An 18,303-nucleotide genomic window follows, 5' to 3' on the forward strand; every position below is an offset into this window, starting at 1 on the left:
GCGCAGCGGAGGATGTGGATGACTGAGCTACGTCGGCCGATGCCTCCGGCCTTCCAGGCGGCACACCAGATCCTCGTGGAGCAGGGCCCGCAGTCAACGGCTGCCCTTTTGGAACTGCTCAGGTTGCAAGGATTCCACCAAAGAATCGAGCGTCTCGCCCAGCTTCCGGATCTATATCCGAATCGCTTCCAACTGAACGCAGACGGGTTGCTCGCCGTCGCCTCCAAGCAATTCGTCTCCTACTCGGAAGCCGACCACTCCAACAACGACACGCTCACCGATACCGATTGGTACCGACCGACACGCGTGCGTCGTGTCCCTGCGGACCGGGTCGCGGTCCTCGACATCGAGACCACCGGGCTCGATCAGGCCACAGACGACATTGTGGAAATCGCGCTGGTGCGCCTGGACGGCATCCCCATCCTGGATTTCACCGTCCTGTCAGGGACGGAAAGTCCTGATGCAAAGGGGGGCGTTTCCCTAGGCCAGGCGCTACACGCGGTTAACGCCGCGTTCAATGACATCGACGTCCTTGTCGGGCACAACCTGCTCGCGTTCGATCGGCAATTCGTGGAGAAGGCAAGCCGCCGGGCTGGTCTGGATCCGCCGCAATTTCCGGCGTGTGTCGACTCTCTGCACCTTTCGACATTGATCGACGTTGCGATGCCCAACCGGTCGTTGGCGGATCTCACTGACCGCTACGGCATCGCCAACCCTAATCCGCATCACGCGTTGTCGGACGCCATCGCCACCGCTGCGGTCGTCCAGCGACTGCTGGCCGCTGTCGATATTCGGCAGCCAGCCTGGCAGCTGGTGATCGCGACGCTCGAAGCGTTCGATCACCCGCTGGTCGCCTTGCTGCCGGCGCTGGCAGCGGCACCGCAATTAACTGCCTTGGCCCGTGCACCCGATCCGTTGTTGATGCCAACGGGTTCCCCGGCTTCCGACGCGTGGTCGGCAGCTCGCGATGACCTGGCGCTGCTCCTGTCCAGGCCGGACCGGCGACCTCGGCCTGCGCAGCGTGAGATGGCTCAGGCCGTTGCCGAGGTCGTCGACGGTGGTGGGCGCCTGGCGGTTGAAGCTCCGACCGGAACAGGAAAGTCACTCGCCTACCTGCTGCCCGCACTGGGGCGCGCCTCCAGGCCCGGACGACCGGTGGTCGTCGCCACCGCTACCAAGGCACTGCAGGGTCAGCTTCGCAACGAAGCCGCACGCTTGCGTGACGAGGGGTTGCTGCGGGCTCCGTTCCGACAGGTTCAAGGCGTCGGCAACTACGTCTGCGCACGAGAACTCGAAGACGCGCTGTCCGACCGTGAGTCCTCAGCGCTCGCGATGGCTGTCGCTATCCGCGCGATCACTGCATCCCCGACTGGCACCTGGGATGACGTCACCGACCACGTCCTCCGCCATGGAGACGCACACTACGCGCGCACCCGGGCACGATTGCGCACAACCGCGAGCGGATGTGACCGCGCGAATTGCAAATGGGCTCATACCTGCCCACTCATCCAGCAGACCACGGGCATGGAGAAAACACCGGGAGTGCTCTCGGTGAACCACGCTCTCATTGCCAGCTGGACCGGGGAGGCCGGCGGCCGCGCTCCCGGCGATGTTCTCACCGACGGCCGCGCCGATCTCGTTTTCGACGAGGCACATGCCCTGGAAGACAGCCTGACTGCCGCGTGGACCCAACGCGTGGATGCCCTCGAACTCCAAATCCTGGTCAATAGCCTTTCACCGCAATCGAAGCTGGTGCGTGAGGTCAGATCCCGGGCGGGTGGCGACGAGACCGTGGGACAGAACATTCAAGCCCTGCGGTCGGCCGGCGCTGAAATCTTCGGTTGCAGAGACGAATTGGCTGCGGCGATCGCCACTTACCTGCACGAGTACGCAGGGGACTCGGTCTCCGCGGTGCTACGCGGCGGTGTCGTCACCGGCCGCCCTGAGTTCCGGGATCTGCGGCAAACCGCGTCCAGTACCCGGTATTGGCTGATCCAGTTCCGAAAGGCAGTCACCGCACTGAGTCTGTCCCTGACCGACGTCAACGGAACATCCTCTGCGCGACGGCGCTTGCGCGGTCACATCGAAAGGCTCGATACAGCCATTGAGGTGCTGGGCACTCTCAACGAACTCCCGGACGACCACCTGTGGGTCTACCAAATCGCCGCCGAACCCGACGATCCCGCGGCCTGGACGTACGAGCGCATCCCAATTCACGTGTTTCCGCGATTTCAGCAGGCGATCGTCGACCAAACCCATTCGACGGTGCTGTGCTCGGCAACGCTCACAGTGCAGCACCGCTTTGACTACCTCGCCTCGCGACTGGGTATCCGGATCGACCCAGAGCCTGCGGACGGGAGCTTCCGGGCTCTGACCCTGCCGTCGCCGTTCGACTACCCAAAGCAGTCGCTGTTCATCCTCACCAATCATCTGCCGGTACCGATCCCGTCGAACGAGCGCGAGTTCTGCGAGGAGATGGCCGCCGACCAGACCGGATTCCTCTCGCTGTCCGGCGGGAAGACACTTACTCTATTCACCGCCCGCACACGCATGGAAATTGTTGCGGCGCAGGTCAAAGCGCATGCCGCCGAGTTGGCGGAACGCGGCGTCGACCTCCTCGTCCAAGGTGAACAAGGGCGGTCGCAGATCCTGCACCGATTTCGCTCCGAACCCGGAACCGTACTGTACGGCTTGAAGTCCTACTGGGAAGGCTTCGACGCACCCGGCGAAACGCTGTCGTACCTGTTCCTGGAGAAGCCGCCCTACCCGCATCCGGACAATCCGCTCGTGGCCGCCCGGCAGCGAGCGATCGCCGAGCGTGGCGGTGACCCCTTCCTCGACTACGTATTGCCTTTGACCGCAATGCAGTTCACGCAAGGCTTCGGGCGTCTGATCCGTAACGAACAAGACCGCGGCGCGGCGTTTGTGTGCGACCGTCGGCTCCACTCCCCCACCCAGGCACAACGCGTGATCCTCGATTCCCTGCCCGGGCCGACCGTCCATGAGGCGTTCGACCGCGACGACGCCTGGACCCGCGCGATCGAGTTCGTCACGGGTTCTAAACCCGATTTGAGCACGGCAATTGCATTGGGCCGCGACGACGTCACCCAGTTGCTGGAGGATCTGCGCCTCATTCCGGGCGAGGATCCGACCGCCAAATTCATTGAGGCCGCGGAAAGGCTTTTCGGAATCGCCGATCTCCATCCCAAGCAGCTGGAGGTTATGCGCGCTTTCGTGGACGGCAGAGATTTCCTGGCGGTGCTGCCCACCGGTTTCGGAAAGTCGTTGTGCTATCAATTGCCTGCGTTGTTGGCGCCGGAGGCGCGTGCCACGGTGATCGTGTCGCCATTGATCGCGTTGATCAAAGACCAGATGAACGACCTGCGGGGCCGCCGCGGCATCCGACCCGTCCAGGGCATCACCGGCGGGACGTCGAAGGTGGTGCAGACCGAGATCTTGCGTGACACCGCCGAGGGACGGGTGCGACTCCTCTACGTTTCTCCGGAACGTCTAGCGCGCGACCCGGTGCTGCGCGGAGCATTGGGCAGGCAGCAACTCAACCGTGTGGTCGTCGACGAGGCGCACTGTGTCTCAGTGTGGGGACACGATTTTCGACCCGAGTTCCGTCAGGTCCCGGCCTCGGTCGCAACGTTCGACGCGCGGCCGCCGCGAGCTGGTCTCACCGCCACGGCCACACCCGAAGTCGAAACCGACATCAACTCCGCACTGCAGATGCAGGATCCGGTATTGGTACGGGAACCCAGCGACCGGCCGAACCTGCGTTTCCGGGTCGTGCTGTGCAGCAGCGACCGGGAACGCAGCCGCGAACTGCTCAGGTTTGTCGCCTGGGCGGACAAACAACCGGGAATCGTTTATGTCACCCGGCGTGCACTCGCCGAGGAGATCGCAGCGCTGTTGCGGCGCGCCGGCCACGCCGCACGGCCCTACCACGCGGGGATGGTCCCCGAGCAACGTGACGCGGTGCAAGAGGACTTCGACTCTGACACCGCCCGAATCATCGTCGCCACCAAGGCTTTCGGGATGGGTATCAACAAGCCGAATATCGGCTGGGTCGTCCATTACGACTTGCCGGACTCCCTCGACGGATACGCGCAGGAGGCCGGCAGAGCCGCACGCAAACGTGACCTCACCGGAGACTGCCTGCTGTTGTATACCCGGCGCGACATCGGCTTCCGCAGAGGTTTGATCAGTTCTCACGAGTCGACAGCGGACGCCGAGTTGACCCAACGGTTGCTCACCGCATTGTGGGAGTGCCCGGAACGCGGCAAGAGCCGCGTCTTCGACGTCGACGAGATGGCGGACGCGCTCGCCATCGACGACGACGAACTCAACATCAATATCGCGCGGCTCGAACGGGTCGGGGTGCTCAAACAGGGCCTCGACTGCTCTGCACGTGGGACCGTGGATGTCGGTTTCAAGGAACCTGATTCCGGAGACGAACGCCGTCTGTTTCGCGAGTTGTTCTATCAAGCCAATCGGGCTCGGCCCAATGTCCGCGTGCAGCTGGATTTCCAGGAGCTCAAGGACAAGCGTGGCTACGACCCGGACGTTTTGGAGCAGCGACTGATCGAGTGGAGCCTCGATCGGCTCGTCACCTTCTCCAGCTCCCGCAGACTGCGCCGGGTCGAGTTGTTCAGCAGGGTCGCGCCTCGGGTCGAGCTGGCCAGAGAATCGGCGCGCTGGAACGAATGGCAGCGCCGGCGCCTCCAGGCGATTATCGACTATGCCACCGATGAATCGATGTGCCGACGAGTGGCCGTGGCTAAGCACTTCGGTGACGAAGTCGCCGATTGCGCCAGTCGCGCTATCACCGAATGCGATGTCTGCAACGGAGCTTCCGCGCCGTGGTCCGCACTACCGGATCATCTCGTCGCCGATCCCGAGCTGCTCGTCAACGCCGAACTCATCGTCCTGCAAGCAGTGGCCTGGGCGTCAAGCTTTAAACGCGGCAGCTACGGCGAGGCCAGCCTGCGGGCAGCGGTGCTCGGCAAAGAGTCTCTCGGCGAAGGCCGGCCGCTGGGCCAGGGTGTCCTGAGCTGCCCACAGTTCGGCTCGCTGCGACATGTCCGCAATGGTGAAAAGCGCTGGGACACGGCAGTGCAACAGTGCATCGGCAAGAACCTGATCCAGCGCCGAGCGGTCCAACGCGATGGATCTACGAGCGCATACCAATCACTCGTGGTGACCGAACTGGGTGCACAAACCCTCGGAGTTCCCTTCACGCAACATGATTGAGAAGCGAATCACCCACCAGTTGCTCGAGACCGGCGAGCTCGTTGTAACCGCGAATGAGCGCACAGCGCTACTGCTGCCCGAGCACAGCACCAGCATCACCATCGAGCTCGAAGGAGAACAATTCATCGCTCAATGGAGCGGGCGCAGCCGCAAAATCAGTGGTGAAATGCTGCTTGAGCGGCTCCAAGAGCACGGTCAGGATAATGGTCTGCTACGGCTGCGGGCAGTCGATCAGGTATATCGACTGGCGGTGCTCCCGCCGGGCACGGCAACGCTGATCAATGACCGTGATGTGCCGCGAAAGAAGACCCGAGCCGCTCGTAAGGCGGCTCGCAGGAGGACAGTAGACCGGCAGTTTCACCCCGACTCCGAATATGACTGGAGTACGAAGGAAAACAGAGCCGTAGGGTTCCTTACGTCAGCGCGGGAGCTCCTCACCGAACAGCTCGAGGGCGCCGGATTCGACACCTTGGATCTGGTGAAGCTTCGGCTGCAGGGCGAAAAGCTGGCAACGCTGGACAACTTCGACGAGTTGCTGGCGGTGGACGTCGCCAACGTCGAACGAATGCCGCACCAAGAAGCCGTTGCACGTCATGCGCTTTCCCGGCTACGCGGCCGCGCAGTATTGGCCGACGAAGTCGGGCTGGGAAAGACCATCGAGGCCGGGTTCGCGATCAAGGAGCTCACGCTGCGCGGTTTGGCGAAGCGTGTCCTCATCTTGTGCCCCGCCCCCCTGCGTGAACAGTGGCGCGACGAGATGAGCAGCAAGTTTGATCTGTCCTTCGACGTGGCACTCAGCGGGACTCAACTCGGCAACCAGGACAAGCTCATCCTCAGCCTGACCTTGGGCGCCCGCGCGGTCGACAAACTCACCACAAAGGCCTGGGACATCGTGATCGTCGACGAGGCCCACCGCGCCGCCGGCTCGGGCGCCCGCAAGAGGCGGGAACTCATCACCGCACTGACCACCCAGTGCCGTTACGCATTCTTCCTGACCGCCACGCCCATACAGAATGACTTGCTCGAGTTGTATCGCCTGATCGAGCTTCTCCGGCCCGGAACTTTCCGCTCGGTAGGCGAATTCAGGCGCCAGTACATGCGCGGCAACGACCCCCGCACACCCAACGATCCCGCGGCGCTGCGCCGCCTCATCAGCAGCGCAATGATCCGCACCACGCGAGCCCAGGCCGGAGTAGATCGCGTCAAACGGCGACCAAGTGACGTGCCGATCGATCTCGGGCCGCGGGAGCACGAACTCTACGCGTTGAGCACTGAGCTACTGCGCAACATCATGCGCGACCCGGCCGACACTATGCGCCGGCGCAGCCTGGCACTGCGGTTGACCGCTAGCCCGTTCTCGATGGGGACGACTGCGCTGCGCATGGCGGATCGGCACCCCGATCAGAGGGTGCGCGTTGCACTGCAGGAGCTCGGGCATCTCGCCATGGACATCCAACACTCTGCTCGCGAGGACGCCGCGCTGCGCATCACCAGCGAGTGGGTGCGCGAACACGGGCGCGTGTTGATCTTCACCCAGCACACCGACACCGTGACCGGCTTGCTGCGTCGGCTCGGGCAGGAGGGTCTCGACGCGCGCGCCTTCCATGGTTCGATGTCCACCGGTGAGCGCGCAGCTACTGTTGCCGCGTTCCGATCGGGCGCGGCACCGATCATGATCTCTACCGATGCCGGAGCCGAAGGCCAGAACCTGCAATTCTGCAACTGCGTTCTCAACTACGACCTGCCCTGGAATCCGATGCGAATCGAGCAGCGAATCGGACGTGTGGACCGCCTCACCCAGCCCCGCGACGAGGTGTTCGTAGCGAACCTGTTCGCGCGCAACACCATCGACGAGCAGGTCTACCGGTTGCTCGCTGAGAAGCTGCGCATGTTCGAGTTGCTGTTCGGACAGGTGACGACAATCCTGGGTGAGCTCGACGAGTCGAAGTCCGCGACATTCGAATCTCGCGTGCTGGAAGCGCTTTTCGCCGAGGATGACACTCGGATGGAGCGGCTGTTGTCAAAGCTGGGTTCCGAGCTTACCGATGCGCGTCAGCGCGCAAAGACGCTGATCGCGGCCGACAGCGGTCAAAGCAGCTGGATGGCAGGAGCTTTTGAGCATCGAAAGGAACTCACGAAGGCCGGCAGCAACGAATTGGCTCCGGAAGTCGCCGAACGTGCACGCAAGCGGCAGCGCAAAGTTCAGAAATGGGTACGGGAGGTTTTCAAAGCACTCGACGCACAAGTCGTCCACGACACCGGCGAGGGGGAAGGCGCGTTCTTGACCGTCCAGTTCAACGCCGTCGTCGCCGAGGAACTCGACGGACGCGAGCTGCTGCATGTGGCATTCGATCGCCTTGGCATGGAACAGCATCCGGACGCCGAACTGTGTGCCGTCGGGTCTCCAATCTTCGACGAGTTGCTCGGTTTGCTCAAGATGCGCGGCGACATGCACGCGACCGTCCCGGTGATTCCGGAGGATCCAGGACCCAGTCCGCTGCGGCATAGCCCCAACATCAGGCTCGTACAACGACGGTTTGTCTCAGCGGGGACGTGGAGCGGGCAGGCGACGTTCCGGACCACCATCGGTGAAACCGAGTTGACCGAATACGTTGTCACCGCCGACATCAACGCCCGCAAGAAGGCTAAGTTGCCCCGCCGGCCGTTGCAGGATGGCGAGTCCCTGCCAGTGGCATTCGGCAAACCAACACAACTCATCACCGAGTTCGAGCGTGCAGCCGCTGATACGCTCGACGCCCTCAGACAAGACATGGCAGAAGAAGTGACCGCTGAGCGCCGGCGGGAGCTTCAGCGCATCCAGACCGCCTACCTGGCGCAGATCAGTGAGGCCGGCCCCGACGACCAGCAGCGCCTGCGGAATGCGCTGAGTTCCGAGGAAGACCGACTCAGCCGGGTCCCCGATATCCGGGCCCGCGCCAAGATGCTGGCCTTCATTCTCGACGAGAACGACTGGCTGATCGAAGAAACCTGGGTTGGCCCACGCGGTTGTGAGGCCGCATTGACCTACGAATGGGGACTGCCGAGGCCGCCGAAGATCAAAAGCGCTGCGTCGCAACGGACCATCACCATTCTCGACCTGTGCTGCGATTCCCACCTGATCGACGAATCAGAAGGCGTGCAATGCGGCTCCTGTGACAACACGCTGTGCCGGGCGTGCGGTGACGATGGGGTGTTTGCCGACTGCACAGTGTGCGGTCTGTCGTGTTGCGGCCTGTGCCGCAAATTCACCGGTGAACTGTGTCTTGGGTGCGGGGAGCCTGAGCGGGCGCCCGAGCTCGACGACAATTTCGGGGTGGCGTGGCGCCTCAATCGAGGTGCGACGCTTGTCGTCGGCGACCGTGTTGCCCGGTTGATGCGACCGGGGCACCCGGTGCCGTCACTGGTTGTCCGCGACGAGGATGTCGGCGATCCGCGCCGAATTGGCCTGCGCTCCTACGCTGCCCAGAATGGGTTTCCCGCAGACATCGGACTGGTACTGCGGGACTTGAGCGACCGCCCGCAGCCTCTGGACTCGGCCAGCCTGCTGATGCGCAGCACCGGCACCGTCGACATCGAACTCTCCCGTGCCGACCGGGACGGTTCCGTGATCGACGACTTCGATGCGAGCGAGCTGCCTGCGCATGAGACGCCGGCCGTGGCGGGTGAAAGTTCCGCTGGGCTGGCCCAACTGCTGGCGATCCTGCGCGCGGAAGCACCGCCGCCGACGCCCCCGGCCATCATGCTGACCCGTCGGCCTCGGCATCATGAAGTCTGGCTACAGCCGGATCATCTCCTCGAGCGGATAGTTCAATCCGACGACGCATCCGGTTGGAAAGTGGTTGACGAGCAGACGGTGCCCGTGCACTGGCGCAGCCCACCCGCAGACAGCACGATTCTTGCCGAGGCCGGACTCGCTGGATTGCAGATATCCGTGCAGTGCCGCAACGAGGCCGTCCTGGTGACGATGCACGACACCAATGCAGCAGCGACGGTGACCAACTGGGTCGCCGTACCCGACTCCGCTTCGCTCGGGGAACAACTGGCCTGGCACAATGTGCTGTGCACTCTCGGCGCTCCGGGCGGTCGTGTCGGTCAACTAGCGGACGCGCAACGGATGCCGGTTAAGGGCGTGCTGTCCCCCTCAGAATGCGAGCTGGCGGAACGCCGCCTGGAGCCCGTCGCCGAGATCGCCGCAGTCGAACCAGGTGTCGAATTGGTTCCGGCAGAACGTAGCTCACTTGTCGCCTTGGGAGTAGCAGGTCAACAGACAGACAATCTCGATGCCAATGCGATGCCCCCCGATGTCGGTAGGCATCTCCTCGAGCGGGCGCGTCGCGCATTCACCGCGGTGGTGTGCACGGGATACGAGGTCCACGAGACATGGCGCGGACACGGGACCGCTGCGCACCTCTACCGAACTTTCGACGGTGTGCCCGTCGCACCGAAACTCGACGATATCAAGTTCCGGCTCAACGATTTTGGTGTCTGCCGAGAGGGCCACTTCTATGCCGCTGGTACGTCCGCACAGTGCGCTGCGTGCGAAACCTGGGCATGTGGGGCCTGTGATCCGGTAGATGGGCGGGCTGGTGTGGCGTGTCCGGGTTGTTCGGCACAGGTGTGTCGGCGTTGCTTGTCGGCCACATACCAGGTCTCGTCCAGACAGTGTCTGGTGTGTGGGGCGGCGGCGTGCACGGACTGTGGTCGAGACCCGCAAGTGCGGGCCTGCTCGATCTGCGCCCGAGATATGTGCGGTGATTGCCGATCGGGCGAAACATGTTCGGCATGCGGTCAGTTGGTTCCCGCCACGGACGAGCAGTTGCGGGACTTGCCGACGGACCTGGCCGCGGCCGGTGCAATGGTGCTCATCGGCACCGACTCGGACGCGACGATCGTGGTGCTGAACCGCGGTGAGACTGCCGAGCGGATTGTGCTGCGGGACGGCGTAGTCGATCGCTGGGTTGCATTCGGCTGCAACGAGATCAGCGACGACTATCGTCTTCGTTTGGCTGCGAGCCGCAGATTCGGCGTGCAGGTCGCCCCGGTGATTGAACCGCTCGATGCCGAGGCCACTCTCGACACGCCGCATGTGGTGGTGCAGTCGCAACGTTTCTTCTATGCGTCGTGGGCTTTGGACGATCATGCCCAGGGCAAGCGGTTGCAATGGTTCCCCAGCACCGAAGCCGTTCTGGCGCAGGTGATCCTCGACGAGTTCGAGCCGCCCAGCATGCTGCCCAGCGCTACAGGACCGGCACCTGCCGAACTGCAACGCGTATTGCAGGGTACGCAACCGGTCGACCCGATCGAACTGACGATGTGGTGGAACCGGGTCGGGCAGGACGTGATCATCACACCGTCCGGACTGGTCGATCGGACCATTGGACGATCCGGCTTTGACGATTCGCTCAGCCCCTGGATCGATGAGTCAACCGACTGGGCGTGGGTGGGCGAGGGCTGGAATCCGAATCCGACGATTCATGCCCACGCAGCTTCGGAAGCTGCCGAGGCCGTGGTGGCGGGTCTCGCTTCACTCCTCGTACTGGGGATCCGAATCGCCGGGCAAACATCGTGGCACACCATTGTTGAATCGCCGCTGGCAGTATGGGCAACCGCACTATCCCGGTCACTGGGCGTTGATGACGCGGACGAGGTCAGGGACTTCATCGATCCGAACAAGATCACCTACTCGTCTGTGCTCAACGCGGTCGAGTTTGATCGAAAGGTGCGACCCGTCGGGTCGATCAAACCAACGGGTATGCGTGTGTCGCCTGACAGCACCCAGCGTGCGTTCGCTATCTGGATGCCGGACGCAATGGCATCTACTCCCGAGTTCGGTGCGCTGCCGTCGAGGTTCGCCACTGCCATGAAAATACGATGGCAGAACCGACGGTATCGGGCCGCCCTGACAATCGCGGCTCGCGTCGAGGAATCAGTCACCGACGAACGAGGTCGTCTTTGGTGGCATGCGGTCGATCTCGGCCCTGCCCGGACCGATGCACGCCAACTCGACTGCACCACCGGGTGTCCGCTCGACGTGGGTGTCATTGACAGGGAGGGCCACTTCGGCCCTGACAACGGGTATTGCATTTACTGCGGCGAACGAGTTTGCGCGATGTGCACGGAGGGGATGACCGCGTGCCACTGCTGCGAGTCAGCGCTCTGCAAACGTTGTGCGACAAAATCATTCGAAAGCCTACTGCTTTGTCCGGCATGTCTGAACGTTCGTCCGCCCACGCATAAGGAAGCGCGCCAGCACGGTCGTTTCGTCTCGACCAAAGGCATGCTGATCGGTGCTGATGCGCATCATGTAATCGTCGTTGAGAAGTCCGATCACCAATGGCTGCGCAAGGGCAACGACAAGTCGACTCCGGTGCCTCCGTCGGTGTCGAGGTTTTTCGATGAGCGAGCGGGCCAGCTGTAAGGAGTGGCAGATGCCGAGGTTCTTCAGCCTGTGGACCGATGAGCGCTGGTGCGATCACGAACTGGAGGTGGAACCGGCTTTCTTGCCGGCGCTCCGTAGTCTCCTACCCGCGGACTGGGCGGGCGACGGACAAACATTCGACATCACAGCGGTTCTGGTACCGGAACCAAACGGGTCACGGGGGCAATCGGCTATCTCAGTTCGCGTCGACGGGCACACGATCGGCTACCTCGGAGCTGAGGTTGCGCCCCGCTGGGCCGGAGTCGTGCGGCGAGTTGTCGCTTCGGGATTCCTGCCCACGACCAAAGGCAGGGTGTGGGCATCCGAATATGACAATTGGGACGGGATCGAATTCCATGCCACCGCGCAGATTTCGTTGGGCGATCCCGAAAGTGCGTTGCCGTTCAACATTCCGCCTACAGAGCCCTACACGATGCTGCCGCGCTCGTCGATTGTCCAGGTCACCCGGGAAGACGAGCACTACGACGCCCTGTTGAAGCATGTTCCGAAAAGCGGCCGTGGAGTTCTGTTCGTCACGCTCCGCGAGCTTGGCAGAGAAGGCCGGAAATCGCTTGTGGGAGTACGCATCAACAACGAGCAGATCGGTCAACTCACGCCCCAGACCAGTCAAAAGTTTCTTCCGATGATCAAGCACCTGAGAGACCGCGGCTTGCTTACCGTGTGCTGGGCCGACATCAGGGGATCGAAGGTCGCCGCCGAGGTTCGGATCTGTGCAATCAAGGCAAGCGAAGCGACGCCTGAACTATTGGACGGTGATCCCCGCACGGTGCCCGCGCTCGTACCCGAGCGGGCTGATCCATTGAGTTACGACCTCAGCGCAATGCAGAAGGAGCTTGCTCCCCTCCCGACGAAAGGCACGGCAACGAGGCCGTTTGCGGTGGAGCCCATCGACGGATCAGTCGTTCGATTCGACAAGGGTGGTGGCCGCTACAACTATGTCGCCGTACGCCGCGGTGATCAATGGGTGACCACCGCCACTGACGACTGGGGATCAGTCAACGAAGTCATGACGTGGCGCGACCTGGCACCAAAAGTTCGTCAGTTCAGGATCGTTACCGCGTGGGCGCCAATAACTCCCGGCTACGACGAACGGGTGGTCCAACACCTGGCAGTCGTACGCTTCACCATCACCGGTCTGTACTTGGCCGCAATAAACATCTGTGAAACTGGCGACTACTCCGGTAACTGGTACACGACGGTCACCAACCGCGCCGAGGAATACCTGCCCTTCGGCGACAACGTCGACTGGTCCCAGATCGCGACTCATGGCAAGTACATACAGGTTGCGACGTCCTGGGTGGACCTGCGCTGACGCGCCCGTCGGTACATGGATGAACGTCCGCTCTGACCCGCCGCCGGCGTCGCTGACTCGAGTTGCTTACGACCTGGCGACGGGCATCCGTCCGAGCCGTCTCACATCGGGCCGCCGCGACGGGAGAGCCAGCAAACCGACGGCCACCACGGCACAAGTGTCACATCAGCCACACCCGTTTCGGAAACCCAGCCCTCCGCACCTCCCTGACAGCGGCTTCTACGAAAATTGATAGCGGCACTCAGCTCTAAACACACCACTGAGCATCCGCGGCCGAGCTTTCTCGGCAAACGCCTGACGGGTGTCACACCCCTGTCGCATACTGACTGCGGGGAGGAAGGCAGAATCCGATGGAAACACTTGTGGGCGGGACGTTCGGTAAGTACGAGATTCACCGACTGCTCGGCAAGGGCGGTATGGGTGAGGTGTATGAGGCATTCGACACCGACAAGCGCCGGCCCGTCGCGCTGAAGGTACTCAGCGAACAGTTGGCCGGCGACGCGACGTTCCGGGAGCGATTCCTGCGTGAGTCGCGGGCGGCGGCGATCTTGCAGGAGCCACACGTCATTCCGATTCACGACTGGGGCGAGATCGACCACACGCTGTACATCGACATGCGGCTGGTCCAGGGCCAGACCTTGCACGAGATCATCGCCACGCAGGTCCTCACGCCGACACGTGCCGTCGAGATCATCAGCCAGGTGGCGGCAGCGCTGGACGCCGCGCATGCCAACGGGCTGATCCATCGCGACGTCAAGCCGCAGAACATCATGGTCACCGCCGACGACTTCGCGTACCTGGTCGACTTCGGCATCGCCGAGACACCCGGAGAGAGTCATCTGACCGTCACGGGCTATCAGGTAGGCAGCTTCGCCTACATGGCGACCGAACGACTGAACAGCGCAGCGCCCGCAACACCGGCGGTGGACGTGTATGCGCTGGCCTGTGTCCTCTACGAGGCATTGACCGGTCGTCAGCCCTTCGTCGGCAACACCGAGCAGGTGATAGCGGCTCACTTGTCGTCGCCGCCGCCGCGGCCCAGTATGGCCAGGTCCACGATTCCGCCGGCCCTCGACGAGGTGATCGCCCGCGGCATGGCCAAACACCCCGACGATCGCTACGGCAGCGCCGGCGCATTTGCGCGCGCGGCCAAGCGCGCCTTGTCGACACCCAGGCCGACAGCGGGTCCCGATCACACGGTTTTCGCATCGCAGTATCAACCCCCACCGCGCAACAATCAGCATTTCAACAGGCAATTCAGCTCTGCGCCAACATATTTCGCTGCCCCACCGGGGCAGGATGCGCGCCGGTACCTGGTGCCCACGCTGGCCGCGCTCGCGGCCGCACTGGTGGTGGTCGTCGTCGTCCTCACGGTCGCGGTCGTGGCGAACCGCAACTCGGGTTCGGACTACCCCTCCTCGGCGGTCGCCTATCCAACTTCGACGCAACCCGCTTACGAGACGACGGCTCAGCCGACTGACCAAACTACGACGCCGACGACGACACGCTCGGTGGCGATTCCGACCACGACCGCGGCGCAGGCACAGACGGCCGAGCAGCAATTGCGCCAATACGTCAACCTCGACCGCTCCCTGATTGCATCGGAAGCCGCCAACAAATGGGTTCCGCAGCTCAGCTCCAAGCGTCCGGGCACCGTCGAGGGTGGCGTCGCCTGGGACAACGCGATGGCGTTACAGGAGCACGAGCGGCTGCGATCGCTCTACAACGCCAAGCTGCTGTGGTCCGGCGACTGGTCGACGTTCTCAGAATCGAACTACTGGGTGACCATCGCGGGGTACAGCTTCAGCGACGCCAGGGGCGCGTTGTCATGGTGCAGCAGCAGGGGATTCGACCGCGATCACTGCATCGCCAAGCTCATCAGCACGACGCACCCGGTGGCGCAGAGCACGGCGTACAACTGAATCGCCAGTCAGAGCCCAGCTGGCTAGGCGCGCTTCACGCTCCGGATGGTGATGTCCGGTGCCGAGCACAACCGGCACGTCAGCGACCGCACTTTCAACCGGATCTTGGAGATTTGTAACGCTTTCTTGCAGAACGGGTATCGGCAACCACACGACAGGGTGATCCACCAATCGGCCGGATGCTCAGCTTCGTTGCAGAACTTCTGGCAGATACACGGAATCTCGGTGTCAAAGTCCAGTGCCGAGAGAATCTCGAGCTCTGGTAAGTGCAGGCACCCCCGAACGGTCATGGATCGAAAGGTTAAAGCTCTAGTTGAGACTTTTCGGTGAGGCGCGCGCAAGGAAGAATAAAATGTCCGGGGATTTCGGTTCGGGCGGCGAAGCGGCCCTACGGACGCGCCGGCAACACCTGCATCCACCCGTCCGTCAACAACTCCAGCAACTGCCCGTCCGGATCCCTGACCATCGCTGATCCCGCGGACACCGTACCGTCGACCACCTCGCCCCCGAAGTCGCCGACGCGATCCAGTACCGCCGCCAGGTTTGACACCGAGAAGGAGATGTGGGTCAACCCGACCTGATCCATGGTCCGCTCGCCGCCACCGGACACCACACGCCCCGAGTAGTCCAGCAGCTCCAGCACCAGCCCGTCCCTGACCAGATAGGTCGCATGCAACCCCACCGGCCGGGGCAGCTGCAGCAGCTGAGCAGTCCCCTCCTCCGGCGCGTCCAACTCCCACCAGTACTCGAATCCGAGCAGGCCCTCGTAGAACCTGCGCGACCGCTCCCTGCTCCGGACGCACAAACCGACATGGTTGAAAACGACCGACTGCGAACCCATTACGACCTCCCGTAGCGGGACAACACGGTGCCACGCGCACTGCCGATCAGGACCGTGGCACGTTCCAGACACCCTCCGACACCAGCTTCGGTCACCCAGGACTGCACGCTCAACACCATCCCTTCCGCCAATGACGCGTTCAGACCGCGTCCCAGGCCGATCGCCGGCGCCTCCGCACCCAAGCCCAGCCCATGGGCCAACAACACCGCCGGCTCACCACGACCCAACCGCTCCCAGGCCCGATACAGATCGGCACCGGTAACCCCGGGCCGGCACGCAGCCACCAGCGCATCCAAACCTGACGAGCACGCCGTCAGCAGCGCGGCAGCCCGAACAGACCTCGACCCACCGACCATCCGCGTGCAGGCCAACCCAGCTTCGTATCCCGCATACAGTGCCCCGGGCGCCAGGACAATCAACTCCCCCTCCCGCACTGGTCGGTCTGTGGCCAGGTGCCGGAAAGGCACCGATCCACTCAAAGGCGTTGCGAAACAAACACTTTCCGAGGGTGCAACGGGCGATCCCAGCGCCGCGATCGACGCGTAGTAGACCCCGAGCAACTCCCGCTCGGTAACGCCTGGCTGCAACGCGGCCTCCAGCGCACCCAGGGCCGACTCCGATATTGCGGATGCCACGTGCAGACAGGTGATCTCCTCAGCCGTCTTCACCCGGCGTGCGGCCTCCATCAGCGGCCCGGCGTCCACTATCTCCCCGAGTTTGGCCAGCCCGGCCAGTAACACGAACGACGGCGAGGTTCCATCGGTACCGATCCGCTTGGCTTTTCGCATCCCGGGTATCGACGCCACCGACGCCATCAGCTTCCTCGGGTTCCAGCTCATCCCGTACAGGTCCTCGCGACCGATTTCCGGCGGGACGCCCTCGTCCCACGACGACAGCAAATGGACACGTCCAGTCGAGCGCACCACCACGGCCAGCGGGGTGAAGGGCAGCACCCCGGCCCGGCCCAGCAGCCGGGCACCGGACACGTAATGCACGTTTCCCGGACCGCTGAGAATCAACGCATCCAGATCGTGAGTTTCCATGCCCGACAGCACTTTCAGCCGCCGCTCGCCACGCAGCCAGCCGAAGTCGATCCGGGCACCGTCCTCCAGGCTCATCGTCCCGACGCGCACCCCTGGATCGCGCGGCACCGGGGTCACGGGGCACACCCGAAGGGCTGGTAGTTGGAACCACTCAGCTTGACCCAGCCCCGATCGGTCACGGCCACGATGTCCGCGGCGCGGAATCCCGCCGCGCCGTCCTCCCAGATCACCGGTTCCAGCACCACGACCATGCCCGGCTGAAGAGCCAAGCCCGCGTCGAATTCGTTGCCCAGGTCGGTTCCGAAAAGCGGCATTTCGGCATTGTCGACGCCCACCCCGTGTGCCAGGTAGAGGTGCGAAAGCCACGGCCGGACACCATTGTTGGCATCGATGGCCGCCTGACAGAGTTGCTGGCCATTCAGTCCCGGTGCCAGGACCTCCAGACACGCATCGACGACGGCGCGCCAGCGGCGAAACTGGGCGAGCTCAGTTGCATTCGGGTGTCGTCCGGTGATCCAGGTACGTCCGTAGCCCGATGCGTACCCCTCCCACATGATCCCGGCATCCACCCAGATGACGTCGCCGTACCGCAGGAAGCGGTCGGTGGTGACCGTCGGGTATGCGAGGTCACCGTGCAACGTCCATGGGCCCTGTGACCGCCGTGGTGGCATCACCTGAAAGATCGGGTCGATGCCGCCTGCCGAAGCCCCCAACTCGAACACGTGGCGCAGGAACACCGCACTCAAGTCGTTCTGGCGCAGTCCGATCCGCAACGCCTGCAACGCTGCTTCCATCGCCAGTTCGTTGAGCCGCTGCGCCTCCCGGACGCACGCGATTTCGTCCACCGTCTTGACCAATTTGACCGCACCCATCACGCCGGCGGCGTCCACCCATGAAACACCCTGCAATCGGCGGACCATCGCGTGTGACAAGTGGTCGATTCCCACCCGGGCACCAGTCGGGAAATGGTCTGCCACAGCAGCGGCGAATGCATCGATCCCGTCGTCGAGATCGGGAAACAACGGTGGGTGCAGGTGCACACCGAGCGGAACCCCGTCGGCGACGATCGAGTAGAGGTGGGGCATCGGCTCGCCCTTGACCACGATCGCGACCGCGCGGAACAGTGCCGCCCGGTCGCCGTCCATGGCCGGCATCGCGGCACCGGTCGCGTACGTCACCGAGGTGGATGCGAGTAAGACCAGGCCATCCAGCCGCTGCGACGAGAGCTGGGACTGTAGCCGGGCATACCGATCCCGCCGCATCCGTGCGAGATCGGGCCGGTCAGGGATCTGCAATCCGCCGATGGTGGCTCCCGCTGCCCAGTCCTTGATGACGCCCACCCACTTCTCCGCGCGGCCGAACAGCGTAATAACGCAAAGATAGCCCAGTGACAATCGAGCGCCGGAGGCGTGGCACCGCCGACGAACCGCGGAGGCGTCCACTAGTTCGCCCGGGAAGGTATCCGATGGGCGTCCCGCGGCCCGAGGGCC

At 63.5% G+C, this 18,303-nt stretch carries 8 protein-coding genes; 4 read left to right on the forward strand and 4 right to left on the reverse strand.

Annotated features, from left to right (window positions below; genetic code table 11):
* The first annotated feature begins 18 nt into the window (after window positions 1–18).
* The 4 genes from ACZYZ9_RS02440 to ACZYZ9_RS02455 all read left to right on the forward strand — a co-directional run bounded on the left by ACZYZ9_RS02440 (window position 19) and on the right by ACZYZ9_RS02455 (window position 14,929).
* Window positions 19–5,256, forward strand: a complete 5,238-nt coding sequence (locus ACZYZ9_RS02440; RefSeq protein ID WP_463824601.1) for a RecQ family ATP-dependent DNA helicase — start codon at window positions 19–21, stop codon at window positions 5,254–5,256.
* On the forward strand, window positions 5,249–11,674 hold the full coding sequence (locus tag ACZYZ9_RS02445; protein WP_463824602.1) for an SNF2-related protein: 6,426 nt from the start codon (window positions 5,249–5,251) through the stop codon (window positions 11,672–11,674). The genes ACZYZ9_RS02440 and ACZYZ9_RS02445 overlap by 8 nt, the downstream gene beginning before the upstream one ends.
* Window positions 11,652–13,007: a hypothetical protein gene (locus ACZYZ9_RS02450; protein ID WP_463824603.1), complete on the forward strand. Its 1,356-nt coding sequence runs from the start codon at window positions 11,652–11,654 to the stop codon at window positions 13,005–13,007. The genes ACZYZ9_RS02445 and ACZYZ9_RS02450 overlap by 23 nt, the downstream gene beginning before the upstream one ends.
* Before the next feature lie 350 nt (window positions 13,008–13,357).
* The gene (locus ACZYZ9_RS02455; protein WP_463824604.1) at window positions 13,358–14,929 is read left to right on the forward strand and encodes a serine/threonine-protein kinase; all 1,572 of its coding nucleotides are present in this window, start codon (window positions 13,358–13,360) and stop codon (window positions 14,927–14,929) included.
* 23 nt (window positions 14,930–14,952) lie between these two features.
* On the opposite strand, the gene ACZYZ9_RS02460 is transcribed toward ACZYZ9_RS02455, so the two are convergent.
* The 4 genes from ACZYZ9_RS02460 to ACZYZ9_RS02475 all read right to left on the reverse strand — a co-directional run bounded on the left by ACZYZ9_RS02460 (window position 14,953) and on the right by ACZYZ9_RS02475 (window position 18,153).
* Window positions 14,953–15,219: a hypothetical protein gene (locus tag ACZYZ9_RS02460; protein WP_463824605.1), complete on the reverse strand. Its 267-nt coding sequence runs from the start codon at window positions 15,217–15,219 to the stop codon at window positions 14,953–14,955.
* A gap of 98 nt (window positions 15,220–15,317) precedes the next feature.
* Window positions 15,318–15,770: a VOC family protein gene (locus ACZYZ9_RS02465; RefSeq protein ID WP_463824606.1), complete on the reverse strand. Its 453-nt coding sequence runs from the start codon at window positions 15,768–15,770 to the stop codon at window positions 15,318–15,320.
* Window positions 15,770–16,930 (reverse strand): M24 family metallopeptidase, encoded by a 1,161-nt coding sequence (locus ACZYZ9_RS02470; protein WP_463824607.1) that lies wholly within the window; start codon window positions 16,928–16,930, stop codon window positions 15,770–15,772. Before ACZYZ9_RS02470 ends, ACZYZ9_RS02465 begins: the two co-directional genes overlap by 1 nt.
* Window positions 16,927–18,153, reverse strand: a complete 1,227-nt coding sequence (locus ACZYZ9_RS02475; protein ID WP_463824608.1) for a M24 family metallopeptidase — start codon at window positions 18,151–18,153, stop codon at window positions 16,927–16,929. Before ACZYZ9_RS02475 ends, ACZYZ9_RS02470 begins: the two co-directional genes overlap by 4 nt.
* Between the last annotated feature and the right edge of the window lie 150 nt (window positions 18,154–18,303).

Source organism: Mycobacterium sp. IDUB_28, assembly GCF_055419285.1.